The organism is Bradyrhizobium sp. USDA3010, from assembly GCF_056429065.1.
Genome location: NZ_JBWJZD010000002.1, coordinates 418,034 through 439,479 on the forward strand (window position 1 = coordinate 418,034; position 21,446 = coordinate 439,479).

The 21,446-nt window shown below is 63.2% G+C and carries 19 protein-coding genes; 10 read left to right on the forward strand and 9 right to left on the reverse strand.

Going from position 1 to position 21,446, the window contains the following annotated elements; all coding sequences use genetic code 11:
* Positions 1-375: 375 nt before the first annotated feature.
* The 7 genes from AC066Y_RS05050 to AC066Y_RS05080 form a co-directional block, all read right to left on the reverse strand.
* The gene (locus AC066Y_RS05050; RefSeq protein WP_478272908.1) at positions 376-1,785 is read right to left on the reverse strand and encodes a S8 family peptidase; all 1,410 of its coding nucleotides are present in this window, start codon (positions 1,783-1,785) and stop codon (positions 376-378) included.
* A gap of 42 nt (positions 1,786-1,827) precedes the next feature.
* Complete coding sequence (locus AC066Y_RS05055; protein WP_478272909.1) at positions 1,828-2,655, reverse strand: phosphatase PAP2 family protein; 828 nt, start codon at positions 2,653-2,655, stop codon at positions 1,828-1,830.
* 40 nt (positions 2,656-2,695) lie between these two features.
* Entirely contained in the window at positions 2,696-4,429 is a 1,734-nt protein-coding gene (locus AC066Y_RS05060) for an adenylate/guanylate cyclase domain-containing protein (RefSeq protein ID WP_478272910.1), read from the reverse strand.
* A 574-nt stretch (positions 4,430-5,003) separates the two neighbouring features.
* Positions 5,004-6,038 carry an ABC transporter permease gene (locus AC066Y_RS05065; protein ID WP_092125653.1) on the reverse strand — a complete coding sequence of 345 codons (1,035 nt, stop codon included), beginning with the start codon at positions 6,036-6,038 and terminating at the stop codon, positions 5,004-5,006.
* A 12-nt stretch (positions 6,039-6,050) separates the two neighbouring features.
* Complete coding sequence (locus AC066Y_RS05070) at positions 6,051-7,553, reverse strand: sugar ABC transporter ATP-binding protein (RefSeq protein ID WP_478272911.1); 1,503 nt, start codon at positions 7,551-7,553, stop codon at positions 6,051-6,053.
* Between the two features lie 9 nt (positions 7,554-7,562).
* Positions 7,563-8,597 carry a sugar ABC transporter substrate-binding protein gene (locus AC066Y_RS05075; RefSeq protein WP_478272912.1) on the reverse strand — a complete coding sequence of 345 codons (1,035 nt, stop codon included), beginning with the start codon at positions 8,595-8,597 and terminating at the stop codon, positions 7,563-7,565.
* 88 nt (positions 8,598-8,685) lie between these two features.
* Entirely contained in the window at positions 8,686-9,111 is a 426-nt protein-coding gene (locus tag AC066Y_RS05080) for a globin (RefSeq protein ID WP_478272913.1), read from the reverse strand.
* A 209-nt stretch (positions 9,112-9,320) separates the two neighbouring features.
* On the opposite strand from AC066Y_RS05080, the gene AC066Y_RS05085 reads away from it, so the two are divergent.
* The 10 genes from AC066Y_RS05085 (at position 9,321) to AC066Y_RS05130 (ending at position 20,368) form a co-directional block, all read left to right on the forward strand.
* Positions 9,321-9,941 carry a DUF2946 domain-containing protein gene (locus tag AC066Y_RS05085; protein WP_478272914.1) on the forward strand — a complete coding sequence of 207 codons (621 nt, stop codon included), beginning with the start codon at positions 9,321-9,323 and terminating at the stop codon, positions 9,939-9,941.
* Positions 9,942-10,085: 144 nt separating this feature from the next.
* Positions 10,086-12,413, forward strand: a complete 2,328-nt coding sequence (locus tag AC066Y_RS05090; protein WP_478272915.1) for a TonB-dependent receptor family protein — start codon at positions 10,086-10,088, stop codon at positions 12,411-12,413.
* Between the two features lie 11 nt (positions 12,414-12,424).
* Positions 12,425-13,651 (forward strand): sialidase family protein, encoded by a 1,227-nt coding sequence (locus AC066Y_RS05095; RefSeq protein ID WP_478272916.1) that lies wholly within the window; start codon positions 12,425-12,427, stop codon positions 13,649-13,651.
* Entirely contained in the window at positions 13,648-14,145 is a 498-nt protein-coding gene (locus tag AC066Y_RS05100) for a TlpA family protein disulfide reductase (protein WP_478272917.1), read from the forward strand. The genes AC066Y_RS05095 and AC066Y_RS05100 overlap by 4 nt, the downstream gene beginning before the upstream one ends.
* Before the next feature lie 34 nt (positions 14,146-14,179).
* Positions 14,180-14,707 (forward strand): copper chaperone PCu(A)C, encoded by a 528-nt coding sequence (locus AC066Y_RS05105; RefSeq protein WP_478272918.1) that lies wholly within the window; start codon positions 14,180-14,182, stop codon positions 14,705-14,707.
* A 7-nt stretch (positions 14,708-14,714) separates the two neighbouring features.
* A complete protein-coding gene (locus AC066Y_RS05110) occupies positions 14,715-15,242 on the forward strand; it encodes a YcnI family copper-binding membrane protein (RefSeq protein ID WP_478272919.1) in 528 nt (175 codons plus the stop codon).
* Positions 15,243-15,245: 3 nt separating this feature from the next.
* Entirely contained in the window at positions 15,246-16,823 is a 1,578-nt protein-coding gene (locus AC066Y_RS05115; RefSeq protein WP_478272920.1) for a copper resistance CopC/CopD family protein, read from the forward strand.
* A 164-nt stretch (positions 16,824-16,987) separates the two neighbouring features.
* On the forward strand, positions 16,988-18,307 hold the full coding sequence (gene proS, locus AC066Y_RS05120) for a proline--tRNA ligase (protein WP_478272921.1): 1,320 nt from the start codon (positions 16,988-16,990) through the stop codon (positions 18,305-18,307).
* Positions 18,308-18,379: 72 nt separating this feature from the next.
* The gene (locus tag AC066Y_RS05125) at positions 18,380-19,660 is read left to right on the forward strand and encodes a lipoprotein-releasing ABC transporter permease subunit (protein ID WP_092114619.1); all 1,281 of its coding nucleotides are present in this window, start codon (positions 18,380-18,382) and stop codon (positions 19,658-19,660) included.
* A 9-nt stretch (positions 19,661-19,669) separates the two neighbouring features.
* Positions 19,670-20,368: an ABC transporter ATP-binding protein gene (locus AC066Y_RS05130; protein WP_478272922.1), complete on the forward strand. Its 699-nt coding sequence runs from the start codon at positions 19,670-19,672 to the stop codon at positions 20,366-20,368.
* 109 nt (positions 20,369-20,477) lie between these two features.
* On the opposite strand, the gene AC066Y_RS05135 is transcribed toward AC066Y_RS05130, so the two are convergent.
* Positions 20,478-20,759: a DUF3551 domain-containing protein gene (locus tag AC066Y_RS05135; RefSeq protein ID WP_478272923.1), complete on the reverse strand. Its 282-nt coding sequence runs from the start codon at positions 20,757-20,759 to the stop codon at positions 20,478-20,480.
* A 116-nt stretch (positions 20,760-20,875) separates the two neighbouring features.
* The gene (locus AC066Y_RS05140; protein ID WP_478272924.1) at positions 20,876-21,172 is read right to left on the reverse strand and encodes a DUF3551 domain-containing protein; all 297 of its coding nucleotides are present in this window, start codon (positions 21,170-21,172) and stop codon (positions 20,876-20,878) included.
* Positions 21,173-21,446: the final 274 nt, after the last annotated feature.

The following is a 21,446-nucleotide window of genomic DNA, read 5'->3' on the forward strand; positions in this document are numbered from 1 at the left end:
CAATGGAGCAGCACGACGCACCGGTGCCTGGTTGCTTCAGGCTCTCGAACCATGGGGCAAGCGCAGGATTTGGGTTATCGGGCGGTGCTGCTTCCGCGGCCTGACTTAGAACAAGCCCGGCCGCAAGGGCGATTTTCCTGCTAACCCTCCCGGTCATATCGCGATGCGCCGTCGCCGCTGGCAAGAGAGGAACCCTCCGCTGCCCGGCGGAGGTTAGCGCCGGCCGGGCTGGGCTGGTTCGAAAATGTCATTGCAGTTGCTGCAGCGTATGGGTGCGGTAGTGACCATGAGCGGACGTTCGGCCCGTCGGCCTCGACATGTCTCATGAGCGAACAGCACTGACGTCTGATGCGGGCTCTGCGGGCCATTTGCGGGTCATGGGATAATGCCGAGGCTCCGCCCCGCCGCCACCGGCCGAACGACGCCATAGCCGTAATCGTAATTGGGCACGGCGCCACCCGCAGGCAACGCCGTCGCCTGCAATACTGCAATCATGGCTGCCGGATCCGTCGCCGTCGGTGGCTGGCGGGTTCGCAGCGCAGCGATGCACCCGGAAGCGATGGCGCATGATGTAGACGTTCCGGTGTCCGGCTCGAAGCCGCGCGGGCCCCGTAGCACCTTCGAGCCGAGAAACTGTGTGTAGGCAGTGATGTCCGGCTTTTGCGGAGGCATGCCCGCGATACAAGGTCCTTGCGAGGAATAACAGACGCGCGCGTCGTGAATGTCGCAACCGGCGAGCGTCAGCACTTCGGTGTATGCGTTGGCGCCCATGATCATTCCCGCCGTGCGCTGCAGACATACAGCGCTCGGGCACCCGTTCCCGCAATTGCCGGCTGCGAAAACCACGTCAGCCCCGAATGCCGTTAGCAACCAGACGTAAAATGCGAAGGGGTGATTGGGATTGTCGATGTAGCGCCTGGGATCGTTGGGCGGAAATTCGTCGAGGCTCGGATGAAAGATGCCCCAACTGTTGTTGACCACCAGCGCGCTCTGCGAAATGGTGCCGATGATCGCCCAGCGCCAGATCAGGATCAAATAGCCACGGATCATTTCCCCGATCGTTGCGCTGACGGTGTGCTCCCCGGCCGGCCGCCCAAGCAGCAACGGATAGTCGAGCAGCGTCACGTTCGGGGCAATCGCGAGCACGCCATAGGCACACATCGTGCCATGTCCGATGCGATTGAGGCCCGGCGTCGTCGCCAGGGTCGGTGGCGTCCAGGAATTGCCGACATCAAGGGCCGGGTTGAAGCCAAGCCGCTTGGCAAGGTGCGGTCTGCAGATGCCGGTATCGACGATGGCGACGGCAACGCCTCCACCATAAAGTCCGTTGTCCTGCAGCGTCGTCGTGTCGAGGTCCTGCCGAACCTGGTGGGTGTCGCCTGTGGCCTGGTTTGCGGGCGGTAAGGCATAGTTGCCGCTTAGATCCGGGTCGGACCAGACCGGCTCGCCATCGTTGAAATTCGATTTCGCGAGGCTCGCGGGAGCAACGTAGGCTCGGATCAGGAATTTCCTCGATTTATCGAGCGCGAGGAGCGAGCGCGCCTTTTTGCCCCTGTCGTTGACAGAGATCGCCGGTCGGCGGTCGGCGCCGTCCCAGATCGGCACGGCGCCGAATTCAGTGTCGACAACAAAGTCGTGCTTCGCGTTCGCGTCGGCGTAAACCCGCATTTGCTCGGCTGGGCTCCGGCCCTCCAACATGTCATTCGCAGCCTGGACCAGCGTGTCGTGCTGATTGCGCTGCACCAGCACCCGTACATAGCCGGTGGGCAATTCCCAAGCTTTCATGGCTGCCTCCCGGTCCAGTGGTTCAGGTTGGACGCGATCTCGCTACCATTCGGTCTGCGCGAGCGCGAACGTGGCCGCATAGAACGGGCAAGCCGTGAGGAAGGGTTTCAAGGCGAGCGCTGCCCTGGCGCCTGCATCAATGTCCTCGCGATAATGCAATCCCGCGATCATCCGGTTCATCGCGACTCGCGCAGCCAACGCGCTCAATGCCTGGCTGTATTGAGGCAGCAGGTCAGCAAGGCATGCGGACGTGAGCGTGCCGATGAGCGCATGCCCGGCCGGATAGGCTGGATGCCCCGGGACCGCGACCGGCGGATACAGTGTCGGGCAGACCTGGTTTGGTCGCGGCTGGTACCAATAGGGTGGGGGGCCAGCACCAGCCATGTTCGAATACTGGAGCTTGAGCTGGACCATCGTGAACTCGCCGATCCGAGCCATGATCTTCATCAGCAGGAACGTGTGTGGGTAGGATGCGGCATTGATGTTGAGAAGCTGCAGCCAGCGCAGTTGAAAATTCTGATCTTCCTCCACGATTTCGCCCAGCGCTTCGGGTCGCTCCGCGACCGCCAGCACAAGGAGTTCGTCGATCATCTGCGTCGTGACCGGGTAGGTGGGGGGTGGTAGCGCGACCGCCGCCTGCCAGTGCTGGCCTCCGATCTGCTGCGCCAGGAATTCGGGCAGGATCGCCGTGGCGCGCAAATCCGGATCCCATTCCGCTTCCGTGAACTTCGCGTTGTACGCCCGTGGTATCGCGATCTCGGCAAGGGGCCGGTCAGCCCGCATGGCATAAACGGGCGTTGCATTGCTGCCGCCCGAGCCACCTGTCCAGTTTCCGCCGAACCAATTGCCTCCGAACCAATTGCCCCCCATCACGGGCCTCCTATAGTTCGCTGTCCAATGCACGACGACTTCAGTCTGGAAAACCTGCCTGCCGCAAATGATCGATGAAGCGCTCCCGCAGACCTACTCTGAATGGGCACCGCTCACTGTAGGCCGAAAGTTGGAATCGAGGTTGTATCTCAAGAAGAGTCTTGGCGACGGCCCGCGCTTCTGCGCCTCGGCCACTCGCAACATAAGCCGCTGCCAGGACACGCAAGTTGGCGGATAGCCGTCCGTTTAAAGCTGCGGTCTTGCGTGCCCAGACGACCGCCTCATCGAAATTGCCACTGATATAGTGCGCTTGGCCGAGGAACATCAGGTAAAAATATGCCTGTGTGTCGGCCGGCGATAGACGCAATCCCTGTTCAGCGCGCGTGATCGCCGATTGCCCCTCCTCAAGGTAGCCATACACGCCGCTGCTAAGCGTCCAAGCCATAGCATTTCCGGGCGACGCGCTCAATGCTCTATCAAAGAGGTCGAGCGCCGCATCATAGTCTTTGAATAAAAGTGCTTTGGTGTGCCCAAGAACGGCCAACGCGAAGCCGTCGGCTGGCGCACGATCGACCGCTGCGGCGGCGAGGCGCGCCGCTTCCGCCGCGTCGGGGCCCCCCTCGGCGCCCCAGCCTTGCGCGACATTGTGAATGTGCCAAAGCGCGGCATAGGCATAGGGGGTCGCATAATTCGGATCCAAAGCGATTGCGGCCTGCAACAGCTCGCCCGCTCGGCCGAAGTCGAAGAAATTCATGCGATACATGAAGTCGATCGCCTTCATGAGCAATTCGTAAGCATTAAGATTGTCCGAACGCTTGCGGAGCGCTCGCTTCAGCTCTGCCTCGCGGACCTGAGGGGCGATACTCCACACGATGCGCGTCGCAATGCGGCTCTGAAATTCAAACAGCTCGGAGACATCACCGTCATAGTGATCTGCCCACAGCACGACGCCGGCTTCGACGTCCGTCAACTCCACTCCAATGCGAAGCTGCTTGTCGGCTCGGCGGATGCTGCCGCTCAAGACATACCGGACGCCGAGTTCTTGGCCGATCCTTTGGCTGTCGATCGGTCCTGTACGATAGGGAAATGTGGATGTGCTTGAAATGACGAACAGGCCACGGATGCTCTGAAGCGCCACAACGATCTCGTCGGCCGTCCCATCGCCGAAGTAATCGTCCTCCGGGTTTTCTCCTTGCGTACGAAACGGCAGCACCGCGATGAAGGGCACCTTGGCCTGGCGGCTCGCCCGGCTTGGCGGCAATCGCTCGGCCTCCGGCAGCAGGAGAGAGTAAGCGTGGACGGGTCGCGAAAGGTGCTTGAGCCGGAGCAAGCCAAGGTCTTCGACAGCTACCTCGAGCCGGTCCTTGATCTCCTGGAACATCTCATCTGAAATTATGACGCCGCCAGCGGGCGCTGACTGCTCGAGCCTCGCCGCTATGTTGACGCCCTTTCCGAAAATGTCCTCCGATTCGACGATGGTCTGTGCAACGTTCAGACCCATCCGGAATTGTATCTTCCGATCATGTCCTTCTCGGCTCTGCACCGCGGCCACTTCATGCTGCAAGGCGACCGCGCACCGCGCGGCATCAAGCGAGGAATCGAACGAGGCGAGAAAGCCGTCACCCGTATTCTTCACGATCTTGCCGCGGTAGGTGACAATGCACGGGTTGATCACGCCAAAGCGAAGCGCGCGGAGGCGGACGTGCGTGGCTTCCTCCGCCACCTCGGTGAGGCGAGCATACCCGACGACATCAGCAGCCAGAATAGCGAGCACGCGCCTCTTCGGCGGAGATTCCCCAGTACTGACCCCCGGATGGATCACCGCTATTGCCCCGCGACGTTGCCGAACATGATCAGCATAGCATGACTTGACGCCATTGACAGCGCTCGCCGAACGCCCTGCATTCCAGGACAAATCGACCGTGCTTGCGCGCGGTCGGCGGCTTGGGGTTCGCTGAGGGCGCCCATGCCACTGAGTTGCCCGACGGCGCAAGCCCCGTAGCAAAAATATTTCGCTTTATCAGAAGAGCAACTCAATATATGAATCCGCCCGTCTCACCCGATCGAGGGACGCTTCGCGGTCGTCACGAACGTGGGTCGAGATGCGGTGGACGCCGAAAGAGCAAAGCTCGGGCAGATCATGTCGCGAGAACGCGGATGTATGGTTCACCAGCCGCGCCACATATTTGCTGTCGTCCCGGCGAAGGCCGGGACCCATTACCACAAATGCGAATTGTTGCGTGACGCTGGGGCCACGGCTTGTTTCCAACAACACAACCCTGTGGTTATGGGTCCCGGCCTTCGCCGGGACGACGAGAAGAGGGAGAGCTATTTGCTCGGCTCAATCATCACTCCGCCGCCTGCTCGCGCAGCCGCTGCGCGTAGACGTTGATGATCAGGGCCGCGAGCAGGATCAGGCCGCGGATCAGGATCTTCAGGAAGCTGTCGATGTTGACGTGGTCGAGGCCGTTGTTGAGCACGCCGAGCACGAACAGGCCGACGATGGTGTTGCCGATGCCGCCGCGGCCACCGAACAGGCTGGTGCCGCCCACCACAACGGCCGCGATCGAATCCAGGAGATAAGTGTCGAACTCGTTCTGCTGCGCGCTGCCGAAATGCGCGACGCCGAGCATGCCGCCGATCCCCGAGCAGACCGCCGAGATCACCATCACGCTGCCGAGGATGAGCTTGACATTGAGGCCGGCAAACTCCGCAGCCTCGCGGTTGCCGCCGACCATGTAGACGTAGCGGCCGAAGCGCGTGTAGGTCAGCACCAGATGGCCGCCGAGCAGCATCACCGCGGCGACGATCACGATCCAGGGGATGCCGCCGATCGAGCCCGAGCCGAGCGTCGTGATCAGCGGCGGCACCTTGTAGGCGATCTGGCCGCGCACCAGGAGTGCCGAGACGCCGGCCGCGATCTGCATCATGGCCAGCGTCATGATGAAGGAGGGGATGCCGATCACGGTCAGGCCCAGCGCGTTGACGAGGCCGAGCAGCGCGCACAGCGCCAGCGCCAGCAGGATCGCGGCAAAGCCCGGCATCGGGACATTGGCGATGTTGACGTAGGATTCCTGCAGCGTGAAGTACGCCACCGCAATGCCGGTGACGTTGGCGATGCTGGCGATCGACAGGTCGATCTCGGCGCACAGGATCACGAAGGTGAGGCCGACAGCGATGATGCCGGTGACCGACACCTGGGTCAGGATATTGCCGAGATTGTCGATGGTCGCAAACGACGGACTGGCGATCGCGAAGAAGCCGCTGAGGAAGATCAGCGTCAGGAAAGGCGCGATGTTGCGCATCTGCGAGCGCAGGAACGGCGCCAGCCCGCGCGGCCGCTTGTGATCGGCCGGGCTCGTCGCGCTGTCACTGCTCGCCATCATCCCACTCCATTAGGCCGCCTCGAGCAGCCGATCCTTGCTGACCGCTTCGCCCGCGAATTCACGCACCACCGCGCCGCGCTTCAGCACCAGGATCCGGTCGGCCAGCGACAGCACCGTTTCCGGCTCGGTCGACAGCACGATGATCGCCAGTCCCTTGGCGCGGAGGTCGCGCACGATGTTGATCACGTCGTTCTTGGCGCCGACATCCATGCCGCGGGTCGGCTCGCACAGCACCAGCAGGCGCGGCGGGTAGGTGAGCCATTTCGCCAGCGCCACCTTCTGCTGGTTGCCGCCGGAGAGCATGCCGAGATCGAGGCCGACCACCGGCGGCCTGATCTGCAGCTGCTCGACCTGGCGCTGGGCGATTGCGCGCTCGCGCACCGGCTTGAGCAGCAGCGCCGAGATCCGCTCGAGGATGCTGATCGAGATGTTCTTGTAGACCGGCTCCTGGTGGAACAGCATGGCGCGGCGGCTCTCCGGCACCAGCGCAACGCCGGCCCGCCGCGCCGCCGCGGTGCTGCGGAATGTCTTGGCGGAGCCATCGACAACAAGCGTTCCGCCGTCGGGTCTCAGCTTGCCGAACAGAATCCGCGACAGCTCCAATTGGCCGCAGCCCATGAAGCCGTAGATGCCGAGCACTTCGCCGGCGCGGGCCTCGAACGAGACGTCCTGCAGGCTGCGGCGGAGCGAGAGCTGATTGACCTTCAGGACCGTCGAACCGCCACCCGGTTGCGGGAGCATCAGGTCATCGGTGTAGCTGTGCTCCAGCGCCTCGCCGCCGCGGCCGATCATGGCTTCGATCAGCGCGCCCTTGGTGGTGTCCGCGGACGCGGTCTCGGCGATCTTCCGCCCGTTGCGGAACACGGTCACCACGTCGGACACCCGCAAGATGTCCTCGATGAAATGCGAGATGAAGACGATGCTGGTGCCTTCGTCGCGGAGCCTGTGCAGCGTCGTGAACAGGCGTTCGACCTCGGGCGGGGAGAGCGCGGATGTCGGCTCGTCCAGGATGATGATGCGCGCGCCGGAAAACAGCACGCGGGCGATCTCGATCAGCTGCTGCAGGCCGATCGGCAGGTCGCCGAGCCGCGTCATCGGATCGACGTCGATGCCGAACCGGGACAGCTGCTCGCCGGCCTCGCGCGCCATCCGCCGCCATTGCACGAAGCCGAGGCGGTTGGTCGGCTGGTTGCCGAGGAAGACGTTCTCGGCGACGGTCAGATCAGGCGCGACGCTGAGCTCCTGATGCACCATGCCGATGCCGGCGGCATGGGCGTCGCGGGTGGAGCGGAACCGGGTTTCCTTGCCGTCGAGCACGAAACGGCCGGAGAACTCCGGGTGCACGCCGGCGATGATCTTCATCAGCGTGCTTTTTCCGGCGCCGTTCTCGCCGACGAGACCGTGGATCTCGCCGGCGTGCAGCGCGAAGTCGACCCCACGAAGGGCTTCGACACCGCCGAAGGCCTTCGTGATCTGGTTCAACTCGAGGATCGGGGAGCGTCCCTGCGACATGCGGGCCGCTCAGATCAGGAAGTGATCCTCCATCCATTGCATGCCGGCGGCATTGGCCTTGGTCACGACGGGACCGTCGGTCACGACGTTCTTCGGAATGCCCTGGCCGCTCTTCTCGCCGCCGACCACGGCGGCGACGCCCGCCACGATCGCGCCGCCGTGGATGCGGCAGGACGGATTGCGGACGGTTGCGAACATGCGGCCTTCGCTGACCGCCTGGATCGCCGGCGGCATGGCGTCGACGCCGCCGATCAGGATGTTGTTGCGGTTGTGCGCCTTCATGATGTTGGCGGCGGCAAGCGCCATGTCGTCATTGTGGAAGAAGGCGGCGTCGATCTGCGGATACTTTGTCAGATAGGTTTCCCAGAGCCGGGCGGTCTTGGAGACGTCCCAGTCGGCGGGCTGGGTATCCAGCACCTCGATGTTCGGGAACTGCTTGACGACGGAGTTGAAGCCCTTGGCGCGGCCTTGCGCGCCGGTGTGGCCGAGCGCGCCCTGGGTCATGATGACCTTGCCCTTGCCGCCGATCGCGTTGCACAGCGCCTGCGTCACCGAGGCGCCCATGAACTCGTTATCGGGGGCGAGGAACGAATGGACGTTGATCTGGTCGAGTGGCGCGATCAGCGTGTCCATGTCGATCACGGGGGTGCCGGCGTCGATCATCTTCTGCACCGGCTGGGTCAGCGTGCCGATGCCGAACGCCTGGATCGCGACGAAGTCCCATTTCTGCGAGGCCATGTTGTCGATCGCGGCGCGCTGCTTGACGGCATCGAGTTGGCCGTCGAACCAGGTGACCTCGACATTGAACAGCTTGCCCCAGAATTCGGCGGCCTGCTTGCCCTGCGCGCACCATGTCGCCTGCAGTCCGGCGTTGGAGAACGCGGCCTTCAGCGGTTTTTCCGAACGTCCCATTTCGGCTGCGAGCGCGGACGTCACGCTCATTCCGCCGAACAGGCCGGCCGCAGCTCCGCCTGCCGCCGCCATTTGCAAAAGGTCGCGCCGCGTCGTCGGCGCCTTGTCCATCCCCTTGTCGGTCCCTGGCATTGTTTGCTCCCTCTTCGTTTTTCTGACCGTCGGCGTCAGTTGCACGCGCCGCGGATAAAGGGAGTGTGTCACAATCGGAACGGTGACGCTACGCCTTCGCGTCCACGAGATGTTTCTGTTGCAGCACGACGGCCCCGATGTCGCGAAGCAGCTTGTGCCACGCAGCATCGATCTCGTCAGACCATTGCTCACCGAGAATGTCGCGCAAGCAGTCCGCGATCACGGCGAAGAATGCGACGAACAATTCGCGCGGCGTCCCGTAGGCATCATGCGAGAACACCTCGGATTCGATCAGGCGAAAATGTCCGCGGCGCTCGCCCGCGAAATCGAGGATGGCTTCGATCGCGAGCGCCAGCATCGAGCCTTTCACCGGCTCGCTGCCTTCGGTGCGAAACATCGCCTGCGCCTCGGGATGTTCGCGAAACAAGCGCTGGTACACCAACGGCGTCAGATCATCGCAAGCCGCTGCTGCGAGTTCAAAACTGCGTTCGATTGGATTCGATGATGGAGTCATAGCGCTTTGTGATCATCACATAAAAAAAGAGCAGGGCTCCAAGCCCTGCTCCAAAAATTGTGTCGACCCTATTTGCCCCAAAAATTCGGTTTGATCTTGATTGATGGGGTGACGCTGCTTGTGCGCGTCGGGCTCCTCCCGAGACTTGGACCACCAGGACACACCTCGCGGCTGGCCTGAGCCCGAATTGGTAGACTATCTTTCCAGCCTTGTCATCATTTTCGGCAACGATTGTTCAAATTTCGAGCAATTTGCGAAATGATTGGGATGGTGCCACCGGCAGTTGCGAAAGTGAGCTGAAAACACGTGACGGGGTAAGGGGATACAAAGGCCGGTGGAGTGGCCGTGACGCAAGTGTCGCGACCGGCAATTTCCGCCAGCCGGAAGAAACGAGCGAGGTCGATGATCTCGACTTCCGACGGCTGTGGTGGTTAGTTCCGTCCCGGATGGGTTTTGCGATGCGCCGGCGGCTGAAGATTTTTCTGCCCATAGTCCTGGTTGCCCTGCTGGTGCAGATTTTCGCACCGATCGGGGCCTGCTGGGCGGCGAGCTTTGCCGCGTCCGATCCGCTCGCGGCGGCCACCATCTGCCATGGCAATGCCGGCTCCGGAGCCGGGCAGGGTGATCAGACCGGTCATGATGCCCATGACGGTTGCTGCTCGGCATGCAGCGTGCTGCAGACCGGTGCGCCCGTTGATAGCCCGGAGACGACGGCTCACGCCGTCGAGCGGCCTTCAACGCGCATCGCCTGGCTTGACTTCGCCGGCGATTTCGATCGTTCGCAGGCGCGCCTGTCCGCGCAAGCCCGCGCGCCGCCGGTTTTTTCCTGACGACGTTCTCGCTGCCGATGCGCGTCGCGCGCCGGCGAGTGCCTTAGAGCAAGCCGGCCGCAGAGCCGGTGTCAGGATTCATCCATGTTTCGATTTCATCCGCGGGCCGGAGCCAGTGCGCTCACGCTGGGCGTCGGGCTTTCCATGCTTACAAGTTGGGCAGAGGCCCAGACGACCCTGCCGTCCGTCACGGTCGTCGCGCCGCAGGCCGCGCGGCCGAAACCGGCAAGATCCAAGCCGAAGATCCACGCGGTTGCCGCCCGGCGGCCCGCAAGGCCGCTGGCGCCCCTGGCCGTGGCAGCGGCTGGGCGCGCGCAGCGCATTACGCCCAGCGCGGCGCGGGACAGTCTGAACCAGGGGCCCGCCGGTCAGACGCAAACCACCATCGACCGCAGCCGGTTTGAGAATCGGCCGTCCTTCTCGGTGGCGGACGTGTTGCGGGACAGTCCGGGCATCTCGATCAAGCAGGGCAACGGCCCGCGCGATTTCGGCATCTCGATCCGCGGGTCGAATGCACGCAATGGCTTCGGCATCCGCAATCTGGTGATCTTCGACGACGGCTTTCCGGTCACCCAGCCGGACGGCCTGTCTCGCAGCGACCTGATCGATCCCCATGCCTATGGCGCGATCGACGTGGTCCGCGGGCCGTCGTCGGCGCTCTATGGCAATTACGCGACCGGCGGCGCCTTGAACTTCCGGACCCGGCCGGGCGGCACCATCGACGGCGTCGAATACGGCGTCGACGGCGGCAGCTTCGGCTATCTCAACAACTATCTGGCCGCGGGCAAGAAGGTCGGCAATTTCGAAGGCTCGCTATTCGCCAGCGACGCGCGCGGCGACGGCTATATCGGTAACAGCTGGTTCAATACCCAGACCGTCAATTTCCTCGGCACTCTGCAGGTCACCCCGGACGACCGTTTCACGGTGAAGCTGATAAACAATGACCTGACCGCGCGCCTGCCGATCCGCTCGTCGCTCAATCAGTTCAACCAGAACCCGTTCCAGCAGGGCTGCACCACCGGCGCTACGGCCGCTCCTGGCTGTGGGACCGTCTCTCTGTTCAACAACGGCTTCAACTCGGCGGCAGGGACCGACAAGGAAACCGCGGTCCAGGCGGGCCTCGGGCGCGACGATCGCCGTACCATCGTCGGCGGCCGCTGGGAGCACGATTTCGACAACCAGACTACCTGGCGCAACCAGTTCGTGTTCGACGACCGCAACATCAGCCAACCGACGGGATCGACGAGCGCAATCGGTGACTTCCCGTCCTACAACTACATGAGCGACGTCGTCAGGCGCGGTGACATCTTCGGGATGGATTCGACGGCCTATTTCGGCGGCTTCTACAATACGCTCACCGCCTCAAGCGATACGCGCAATGTGATGCCGGGCGGAAATGCGACGCTCGGGAGTCTGTCCAGCAATCTGTTCAGCACGACGACGAATTACGGCCTGCGGGCGCGCGAGGAATTGAAGCTTACTTCTGCGCTCACGGCCGTTGCCGGTATCGGCTGGGAAACCACCAATCTCACGGGGCGAAATACCGCCTATACCTACACCGGCCCAGCCGGGGCCATGACCACGGCAATCACGACGGCGGATCGGCAATTCCAGAATACCGCGCCCGAGCTTGCGCTGCTCTACCGGCTGAACAGCGACTGGCAATTCCGCGGCCGCCTAGCAACCGGCTATGGCACACCGCAAGTCAGCAATCTCTTCGTCCTGCCGAGCGGCGCTTCGGGCAATAACACCCAGCTGCAGACGCAGAAGAATCTGGGCTATGACATCGGGGCCGACTGGACGCCAAACAATGCGCTCAAGGTAGGCGTCACCGGGTTCTACGAGTTCTTCAAGGATGAGCTCGTCTCGCAGGCAACGCCGCTATCGGGCATCTCCTACACGTTCAACGCGCCGCGATCGGAACATCGCGGCGTCGAACTGGCCGCCGACTGGAAGTTCCTGCCGGGCTGGCGGTTCTCGGCCGCCTACACCTATCTCGACGAGGTCTACACGGAATACGTCGAGAACATCACGAACGGCACTGTCTTCAGCTTCAATCGTGCCGGCAACAAAATTCCCGGCATCTCGCCGAACGAGCTCACGACGCGGTTGGGCTACGACCAATTGTCGGGTCCATTCCAGGGACTCGGCGGGTTCGTCGAAGTCCAGTGGAAGGATGGCTTCTACATGGACAACGCCAATCTGCTGCGGGCGCCGGGTTACGAGCTGGTCAACCTCAACGTTCACTACACGACGGATCTGATCTCCGACTATTTCAAGTCGCTGAATCTGTATCTCGAGGTGCGGAACGTGTTCGATCGAACCTACATCGCCTCGGCGAACAATATCGCCAACTCGGTGACGGCGGCGGGCGTTCAAAATCCCGCGAGCGTACTGGCGAACTCGACCAACTCGATCTATGCCGGATCGCCGCGCGCTTTCGTGGCGGGCATGAAGATTGCGTTCAAGTGAGGAGCGCATCGATGACATACCGCAAACCTGCGACTCTGACGGTGCTGGCAACTGTCATGCTTGCGGCCTTGCCGAACCTTGCCGTGGCGCAGATGAGCCATCAGCACGCCTCCGAAGCGGCGTGCGAGGAAACCGTCCTGCGTTGCGCGAGCAAGGTCACGCCAGCCTTCGCGCCGGACGGGACGCTGTGGCTCGTATGGATGGCCGGAGGTCAGATCTCCGTCGCGAGCTCGAAGGATCAGGGCAAGAGCTTTTCCGCGCCAGTGCAGGTGACCCGGGAGCGGCTCAATTTGGATTGGGGGCCGGACGCCCGGCCGAAGCTTGCGATCGACGCCAAGGGGGAGCTCGCGTTGGCTTTCTCGACCTTCCGCGATCAAGCCTTCAATGGGCAGGTGCTGACCACGCGGTCGACCGATGGCGGGCGTAGCTTCGATCCGCCGAAGCCGATCACGTCAAACAACGAGAGCCAGCGGTTCGAGGCGATCGGCTTCGATCCAGCCGGTGCCGTGTTCGCGGTCTGGCTCGACAAGCGCAATCGCGTGCCGGCACAGCAGCGCGGCGAGAAGTATGACGGTGCCGGATTGTTCTTCGCGACCTCGAAAGATGGCGGCGCGACCTATTCCGATGCGCGGCTCGTGGCCGACAACACCTGCGAATGCTGCCGTCTCGCCCTAGCGTTCGATGGTGCCGGCCATCCGGTGGTCGTGTTCCGGAATATTTTCGAAGGCGGTGTGCGCGACCATGCGATCGTGACGTTCACCGATCTGGCCACGCCCGGCGAGGTGCATCGGGTGAGCCGCGACGACTGGCAGATCGCCGCATGTCCGCATCACGGTCCGAGCCTGACCATTTCGCGCGAGGGAACCTATCACGTGACGTGGTACACCAACGGCAAGGCGCGCAAGGGATTGTTCTACGCGCGGTCGCGCGACGGCGGCAAAACCTTCTCCGATCCGCTTCCGATTGGTCAGCCGAACAGGAGCCCGTCACGGCCGCAGGTCATCGCGGGCCCGCAGGGGCTGGTGATGGCGTGGAAGGAGTTCGACGGCGAAAAGACATCGATCAACCTGATGACCTCGCGCGACGACGGAGCGAGCTGGTCGAAACCCGCTGTCATTGCTGACACCAGCGACAGTTCCGATCATCCGCTGCTCGTCACCGACGGCCGGCAGGCCTACCTGTCGTGGATGACGAAGGCGGACGGCTATCATTTTCAAGCGATCGAGGGCGAACCATGAAGCGCCATTTCCTCGCGACTTTGATCTTGCTCGCAGCGTTGTCGCCCGCGCTGGCGGTTGAAGCGGGCGCACCCAAGCCGTTCGAACGCGGCAGCTGGCAAAAGCTGCTGCATGCGCACGCCGGCCATCCGACCCTGGTGCATTTCTGGGGAGTGACCTGCGGACCCTGCAAGGTCGAGCTGCCGCAGCTTGGCCAGTTCATGAAAGATCATCCGGATGTCGACGTCGTCACGATCAGCGCGGATTTGGTTCCGAACCTTCCGGAGGCGACGCAATCGATGCTGGACCACGCCGGGCTCGCTTCCGCCGAGAACTGGATTTTTGGCGACGGCTTTGCTGAGCGATTGAGATTTGAGATCGATCCGGCGTGGCAAGGTGATATCCCGCGAACCATGCTGATTGCTCGTGACGGAACGATCACGACGATCGAAGGATCGGCCGAAATCGCCGATCTGAACAAATGGTCTGAGGCCCAGGCCGCAACAATCCGATAACACAACTACTTCAATCTGAAAGGAAGCCGTCACCATGAAATCGTTCTCTCGCATCCTCGCCCTCACGACGCTGACTGCTGCGCTCGTGTCTACGTCCGTACGCGCGGAGGACGTCAAGGCCGGCGACCTCGTGATCACCCAGGCGTGGACGCGCGCCACGCCGAACGGCGCCAAGATCGGCGGCGGCTATCTGACGATCGAGAACAAGGGGACGACGCCCGACCGGCTGGTGTCTGGCTCGGCCGACGTCGCCGGCAAGATCGAGGTCCACGAAATGTCGATGGACAACGGCGTGATGAAGATGCGCGCGCTCGACAAGGGACTGACCATCGAGCCGGGCAAGACCGTGAAGCTCGCACCCGGCGGCTATCACCTGATGATGTTCGACCTGAGGAACCCGCTGAAGCAGGGCGACAAGGTGCCGGTCACGCTCGAATTCGAGAAGGCCGGCAAGGTCTCGGTCTCGCTGGACGTCCAGGCCGTCGGTGCGCAGGCGCCGGGTGGCAGCGATCACTCCGGCCATGGCGACCATTCCGGTCGCATGGACATGAAGAAGATGTGAGGGAGCCATGCGATCACACACGCTCCTCATCGCCGCGGCGGCGCTGCTCGCAGCGTCGCCGGCGGTCGCTCACATCACGCTTGAAGGGAAGCAGGCGCCGGTCGGTTCGTATTACAAGGCGGTTTTCGCCGTGCCGCATGGCTGCGCCGGATCGGCGACGATCAAGATCCGCGTGCAGATTCCGGAAGGCGTGATCGGGGTCAAGCCGATGCCGAAGCCCGGCTGGACCCTCGATACGGTGACCGGCAAGTATACGACCCAGTACGGCTATCACGGTGCCAAGCTCTCTGAAGGCGTGAAGGAAGTCGCCTGGAGCGATGGCAAGCTCTCCGACCAGAACTACGACGAGTTCGTGATGCAGACGTATCTCACCGATACGCTGAAGCCGAACACCACGTTGTATTTTCCCGTCGTGCAGGAATGCGAACAGGGCGTCAGCCGCTGGATCGATGTTCCGGCCGAGGGGCAGGGCGGCGGGCACGACCATGGCAGCAAGACGCCGGCGCCCGGCGTCTTGCTGCTGCCGAAGTCGTAAGCCGTGCGGGCGGTCGCAAGTCTTGTTGTAACAGGCCTGGCTGCGCTGCTGTTGGCGCTGTGTCTTGCGACCTCGGCCCATGCGCATGCCGTCCTGATCGCCGCTGAACCTGCGGATGGCAGCGTGGTGACGGAGGCGCCGAAGACAGTGGTGCTCCGCTTCAACGAAGCGGTGGCGCCAACGGCGGTCAGCCTGCTCGACGCTGCGGGCAAGCCGCGCGACGTCGCGATCCGCGCCGTCGATCAATCGGTCATGGTGACCCTGCCGGCCGACCTGCCTCAGGGCACGCAGGTGGTCAGCTATCGCGTGGTGTCGCAGGACGGCCATCCGGTTGCGGGTTCGCTCTTGTTCTCGATCGGCGTCGTCACCGGCTCGGCGGTGCCGTCTGGCGACGGCGTGCTCCATGTGCTGATCTGGCTGGCGCGGCTCGGGCTCTATCTCGGGCTGTTTGCCGGCGTCGGCGGCGTGTTCTTTGCCGCCTGGATCGGGCAGGGCCCGGCCGGCGAACGGCTGATCATGTGGTCGCTGGCAATCGGCCTCATCGGCGCGGTCGCCTCGCTTGGCTTGCAGGGCGTCGACCTGCTGAACCTGCCGATCACGGGCGTCCTGACCTGGGCGGCGTGGGCCAGCGCCGCCGGCACCAGCCTGTTTCCTGCACTGCTGCTCGCGATCGCTGCGATGTTGATCGCGGCGACCGCCTGGCGCAGTCCGTCGTTCAGCGCGGCCTGGATCCCCACCGCGGTCGCAATGATCTGTGTCGGGCTGTCGCTTTCGGTCAGCGGCCACGCCGCTACCGCGTCTCCGCAATGGCTGACGCGGACCGCGCTGTTCATCCATGGCGTTGGCCTCGCCTTCTGGATGGGTGCGCTCGGGCCGGTGGCCGTGCTGGCCTGGCAGCGCAAGGATTCGCTGCTGCGGGTGCTCGGGCGCTTTTCAACGCTTGCGGTACCGGTCGTCGCGTTGATCGCCTTGTCCGGCCTGGCACTCGCTGTCGTTCAGCTCGAAAGCTTTGGCGCACTGATCGACACTGGATACGGCAACATCCTCCTGGCGAAACTTGTGCTGGTATCGCTGTTGCTCGCGCTCGCTGCGCTGAACCGGCTGGTGTTCACGCCGGCGATCGCGCGCGAATTTCACCGCACGCGGCCGCTGCAGCGCTCGATCGCGCTCGAGTTCGTGCTGATGATCGCGATCTTCGGTCTCGTCGCGCTCTGGCGCTTCACGCCGCCGCCCCGCGTGCTGGCAATGTCGGACGACGTTCCGCTCGCGGTGCACATCCACACCGATGCCGCGATGTTCCAGGTGCTGATCGCGCCGGGCAAGGTCGGGCAGAATGACTTCGTGCTGCAGCTGATGAACGGCGATGCGAGCCCGTTCGCGGCCAAGGAGGCGATGCTGACGCTGAGCCTGCCGGATCGCGGCATCGAGCCGTTGGAACGCAGTGCCGCGCTGGGTCCCGACGGCTATTGGCACGTGAAGAAGGTGCCGTTGCCGGTCCCGGGCCGCTGGCACATGCAGATCGACGCCCTGGTGACCGATTTCAGGAAAGTGACGCTGGAAGACGATTTCGAGGTCAGGTAAACGCACGATCAGCGCGCCGGGCACGCCGGAGGGACGCAAATCGCTCAAATGGCGGAAAATAGCCTGATTTGAAGGGCTTTTGTCATTTGGCGGCCTTGTGTTTTCACAGCCGATCCGGTTTCACTGCTGCGCTTCCCACGCTTTCCTGATTCCCGAGTAACGCCATGCGATTGTCGCGGTTTTTCCTGCCCATCCTGAAAGAAAACCCGAAAGAGGCGGAGATCGTCTCGCATCGGCTGATGCTGCGCGCGGGCATGATGCGGCAGGAGGCGGCCGGCATCTATGCCTGGCTGCCGCTCGGCTTCCGGGTGCTGAAGAAGATCGAGCAGATCGTTCGCGAGGAGCAGGACCGCGCCGGTGCGCTCGAGCTTTTGATGCCGACGCTGCAGCTTGCCGATCTCTGGCGTGAAAGCGGCCGCTACGACGCCTATGGCCCCGAGATGCTGCGCATCCTCGATCGTCACAAGCGAGAGCTGTTGTACGGACCGACCAATGAGGAAATGATCACGGAGATCTTCCGCTCCTACGTCAAGTCCTACAAGAACCTGCCGCTCAACCTCTACCACATCCAGTGGAAGTTCCGCGACGAGCAGCGTCCGCGCTTCGGCGTGATGCGCGGCCGCGAATTCCTGATGAAGGACGCCTATTCGTTCGACCTCGACGAGGCCGGCGCGCGGCGCTCCTACAACAAGATGTTCGTGGCCTATTTGCGCACCTTTGCGCGGATGGGCCTGAAGGCGATCCCGATGCGGGCCGAGACCGGTCCGATCGGCGGCGACCTCAGCCACGAATTCATCGTGCTGGCGGAGACCGGCGAATCCGGCGTCTACATCAACCGCGATGTGCTGGACCTGCCGGTGCCGGGCGAGGACGTCGACTATGACGGCGATCTGACGCCCATCATCAAGCAGTGGACCTCGGTCTATGCTGCGACCGAGGACGTCCACGAGGCTGCGCGCTTCGAGGAGGAGGTGCCGGAAGCCAAGCGGCTGAACACCCGCGGCATCGAGGTCGGCCAGATCTTCTATTTCGGCACCAAATATTCCGACACCATGAAGGCGATGGTGGCGGGTCCTGACGGCGTCGACGTGCCGATCCATGGCGGCTCCTACGGTGTCGGCGTGTCGCGCCTGGTCGGCGCGATCATCGAGGCCTGTCACGATGATGCCGGCATCAAGTGGCCCGAGGCGGTCGCGCCGTTCCGCGCCGCGATCCTCAACCTCAAGCAGGGCGATGCCGCGGTCGACGGTGCCTGCGAGCAGCTCTATCGCGAGCTCTCGGCGAAGGGCGTCGATGTGCTCTACGACGACACCGATCAGCGCGCCGGCGCCAAGTTCGCCGCGGCCGATCTGATCGGTATCCCCTGGCAGATTCTCGTTGGGCCCAAGGGGCTCGCGGAAGGCAAGGTCGAGGTGAAGCGCCGCAGCGACGGTTCACGCGAGAACATGAGCCCCGCGGACGTGGTCGCGAAGCTCGCGGGTTAAAGTTTATTCACGCCGAATCTATCGGCGGGGTAATCCGGCCACATTTGACCCGAATCATGGGATTATCGAGAGATGGATGAGACCATGAACGAGCCAGTCCGTACCCCGCCCTTTGCGCCATTCGAATGGCTGCTGTCCGGACGCTATCTGCGCGCGCGCCGCAAGGAAGGCTTCATCTCGGTCATCGCCGGCTTCTCGTTCCTCGGCATCATGCTCGGCGTTGCCACGCTGATCGTGGTGATGGCCGTCATGAACGGCTTCCGCAAGGAGCTGCTCGACAAGATCCTCGGCCTCAACGGCCACCTTCTGGTGCAGCCACTGGAATCGCCGCTGACCGACTGGAAGGACGTCGCCGACCGCATCAGCCAGGTGCAGGGCATCCGTCTGGCCGCGCCCGTCGTGGACGGACAGGGGCTCGGTTCATCGCCGTTCAACGCGGCCGGCGTCTTCATCCGCGGTATTCGCGCCGACGATCTCAACAACCTCACCTCGATCGCCAAGAACATCAAGCAGGGCACGCTCGAAGGCTTCGACGAGGGGCAGGGGGTTGCGATCGGCCGCCGGCTTGCCGATCAGCTCTCGCTGCATGCCGGTGACATGATCACGCTGGTTTCGCCGAAAGGCGCGGTGACGCCGATGGGCACGACGCCGCGTATCAAGCCCTACAAGATCACGGCGGTGTTCGAGATCGGCATGTCGGAATACGATTCGACTTTCGTGTTCATGCCGCTGGCGGAGGCGCAGGCCTATTTCAACCGCAACAACGACGTGTCCTCGATCGAGGTGTTCACCACCAATCCGGACAAGATCGACACCTACCGCAAGCTGGTGACGGAGGCGGCCGGCCGGCCGGTCTTCCTGGTCGACTGGCGGCAGCGCAACTCGACGTTCTTCAACGCGCTGCAGGTCGAACGCAACGTGATGTTCCTGATCCTGACCATGATCGTGCTGGTCGCGGCGCTCAACATCGTCTCCGGGCTGATCATGCTGGTGAAGGACAAGGGCCAGGACATCGCGATCCTGCGCACGATGGGCGCCTCGCAAGGCTCGATCATGCGGATCTTCCTGATCACCGGCGCCTCGATCGGTGTGGTGGGAACGCTGACCGGCTTTGCGGTCGGCATGCTGATCTGCCTGAACATCGAATCGATCAGGCAGTTCCTGTCGTGGCTCACCAACACCGAGCTGTTCTCGCCAGAATTGTATTTCCTCTCCAAGCTGCCGGCTGAGGTCGATTTCGGCGAGACGCTCGCCGTCGTGATCATGGCGCTGACGCTGTCCTTCCTTGCGACGCTCTACCCGTCGTGGCGCGCCGCGCGCCTCGATCCGGTCGAAGCGCTCCGGTACGAATAGGGAGCGCACATGGCAGAGGGGGCGGAAGACGTACCGGTCGTCTATCTTCATGATATCAAGCGGGAATACAGGCAGGGCGAAGCGACGCTGACGGTCCTGAACGGCGCCAAGCTGGCGCTGTGGCCCGGTCAATCGGTGGCGCTGGTGGCGCCGTCGGGATCCGGCAAGTCGACGCTGCTGCACATCGCGGGCCTGCTGGAGAGTCCCGATGAGGGCGAGGTCTATGTCGCGGGCACGCCGACCTCGCAGATGTCCGACGTCGACCGCACGCAGATTCGCCGCTCCGACATCGGCTTCGTCTATCAGTCGCACCGGCTGCTGCCGGAGTTCTCGGCGCTCGAGAACGTCATGCTGCCGCAGATGATTCGTGGCCTCAAGCGCTCCGAAACCGTGAAACGCGCGACCGAGATCCTGGCCTATCTCGGGCTCGGTGACCGCATTACCCATCGTCCGGCCGAACTCTCGGGCGGCGAGCAGCAACGCGTGGCGATCGCGCGCGCGGTTGCGAACGCACCGCGGGTGCTGTTTGCGGACGAGCCGACCGGCAATCTGGATCCTGGGACGGCCGACCACGTCTTCAACGCGCTGATGCAACTCGTGAAGGCGACCCGGGTCGCGATGCTGATCGCGACCCACAACATGGATCTCGCCGCACGGATGGATCGCCGGGTGTCACTGTCGAACGGGCAGGTCATCGAACTCGAATAGCGTTTCGCGCGAAGTGGGTCGCGGTTCGTGTGAAGAACATACGCTAAGCACAGGATTCTAGGGCTTTTTCCGCTCTGCTTCAGTCGGAATGGAGAGGGCTTTTGAGCCCTCAATAAGCGGGGCGAAGCCGTCTGCCAGACTGGCTCGGCCGACGATCGATCGGCGGCCCGGCATAATACGGATTGGTAATGCACATCGCGGCGAGGCCGGACGCCGAGGCGCGGCACTGCTCCAGCGACGTGTAGCCGCAGTCGGTATCCTCGCCGCCCCATCGGTAGTTCGTCTTGCAGACCGGCGATGTCGAATCGTATTTCTGGGCATTGGCTGGCGTGCTTGCGATCGTACCCAGCGCCAAGAGCGCCGGAAACAGTGCCAGAATCAGGTTTCGCATCAGAAGCTCCAATCGATCTGGCGCCGGCAACGCTAGCGCCGAACGTCCGTGCGAACAGTCCCCCGCGTGCGGGAGCGATCAACTCACATTCCCGCGGCGGCGACGCCGGGCGGGCGTCAGTGGAAGAACAGGTCGAAGAAATTGCCCTCACGGCGGTCGCGCGGGGCGACGTGCAAATAGGAGCGCGGGTCGTTGTCGCCGGCATAATAGGGGTTGGCGATGCAGTTCTGTCCGATGCCCGAGGCGGTGGCGAGGCACGCCTCATAGGACGGATAGGAGCAGTTGCTGAGACCTGGATAGCGGTCGCCCTGGATGCAGAACGGGTAGCGCACGCCGACGGCATGGGAGGGCGCCGTACCTAGCGTAGCGAGCGCGACCACAGACGCCGCAGCAGCAAGAATCATCGTCCGCATGTGCATTCCTTATCGCTGCGAAGATTCGATCTCGGCGACGATCCAAATCGGACAAGCCGGTTCCGGTCAACACGATGTTGCGCGAAGCCGCGCACGCAGTTTTGAATTGTGAAGATTGTGCGGCAGTTATGTGGCAAAAGTTCCAAGAAGTGCTTGTAACGCAGTATTAACTTCAAATTTGAGCGAAGTCGTTTGGGCCTGCCTGTTGCAGCGAAGTTACAGCAATTCCGACGGGGACTGCTATGACGGTGTCTCGCGGCCTTGGGGGCCTGTA

Excerpts from the sequence above, each read along its gene's own strand:
- AC066Y_RS05080 (WP_478272913.1), bottom strand. The coding sequence starts at position 9,111 with ATGACTCCATCATCGAATCCAATCGAACGCAGTTTTGAACTCGCAGCA.
- AC066Y_RS05130 (WP_478272922.1), top strand. The coding sequence starts at position 19,670 with ATGGCAGAGGGGGCGGAAGACGTACCGGTCGTCTATCTTCATGATATC.
- AC066Y_RS05105 (WP_478272918.1), top strand. The coding sequence starts at position 14,180 with ATGAAATCGTTCTCTCGCATCCTCGCCCTCACGACGCTGACTGCTGCG.
- AC066Y_RS05110 (WP_478272919.1), top strand. The coding sequence starts at position 14,715 with ATGCGATCACACACGCTCCTCATCGCCGCGGCGGCGCTGCTCGCAGCG.
- AC066Y_RS05075 (WP_478272912.1), bottom strand. The coding sequence starts at position 8,597 with ATGCCAGGGACCGACAAGGGGATGGACAAGGCGCCGACGACGCGGCGC.
- AC066Y_RS05055 (WP_478272909.1), bottom strand. The coding sequence starts at position 2,655 with ATGGGGGGCAATTGGTTCGGAGGCAATTGGTTCGGCGGAAACTGGACA.
- AC066Y_RS05125 (WP_092114619.1), top strand. The coding sequence starts at position 18,380 with ATGGATGAGACCATGAACGAGCCAGTCCGTACCCCGCCCTTTGCGCCA.
- AC066Y_RS05070 (WP_478272911.1), bottom strand. The coding sequence starts at position 7,553 with ATGTCGCAGGGACGCTCCCCGATCCTCGAGTTGAACCAGATCACGAAG.
- AC066Y_RS05050 (WP_478272908.1), bottom strand. The coding sequence starts at position 1,785 with ATGAAAGCTTGGGAATTGCCCACCGGCTATGTACGGGTGCTGGTGCAG.
- proS (WP_478272921.1), top strand. The coding sequence starts at position 16,988 with ATGCGATTGTCGCGGTTTTTCCTGCCCATCCTGAAAGAAAACCCGAAA.
- AC066Y_RS05140 (WP_478272924.1), bottom strand. The coding sequence starts at position 21,172 with ATGCGGACGATGATTCTTGCTGCTGCGGCGTCTGTGGTCGCGCTCGCT.
- AC066Y_RS05090 (WP_478272915.1), top strand. The coding sequence starts at position 10,086 with ATGCTTACAAGTTGGGCAGAGGCCCAGACGACCCTGCCGTCCGTCACG.
- AC066Y_RS05095 (WP_478272916.1), top strand. The coding sequence starts at position 12,425 with ATGACATACCGCAAACCTGCGACTCTGACGGTGCTGGCAACTGTCATG.
- AC066Y_RS05065 (WP_092125653.1), bottom strand. The coding sequence starts at position 6,038 with ATGGCGAGCAGTGACAGCGCGACGAGCCCGGCCGATCACAAGCGGCCG.
- AC066Y_RS05135 (WP_478272923.1), bottom strand. The coding sequence starts at position 20,759 with ATGCGAAACCTGATTCTGGCACTGTTTCCGGCGCTCTTGGCGCTGGGT.
- AC066Y_RS05100 (WP_478272917.1), top strand. The coding sequence starts at position 13,648 with ATGAAGCGCCATTTCCTCGCGACTTTGATCTTGCTCGCAGCGTTGTCG.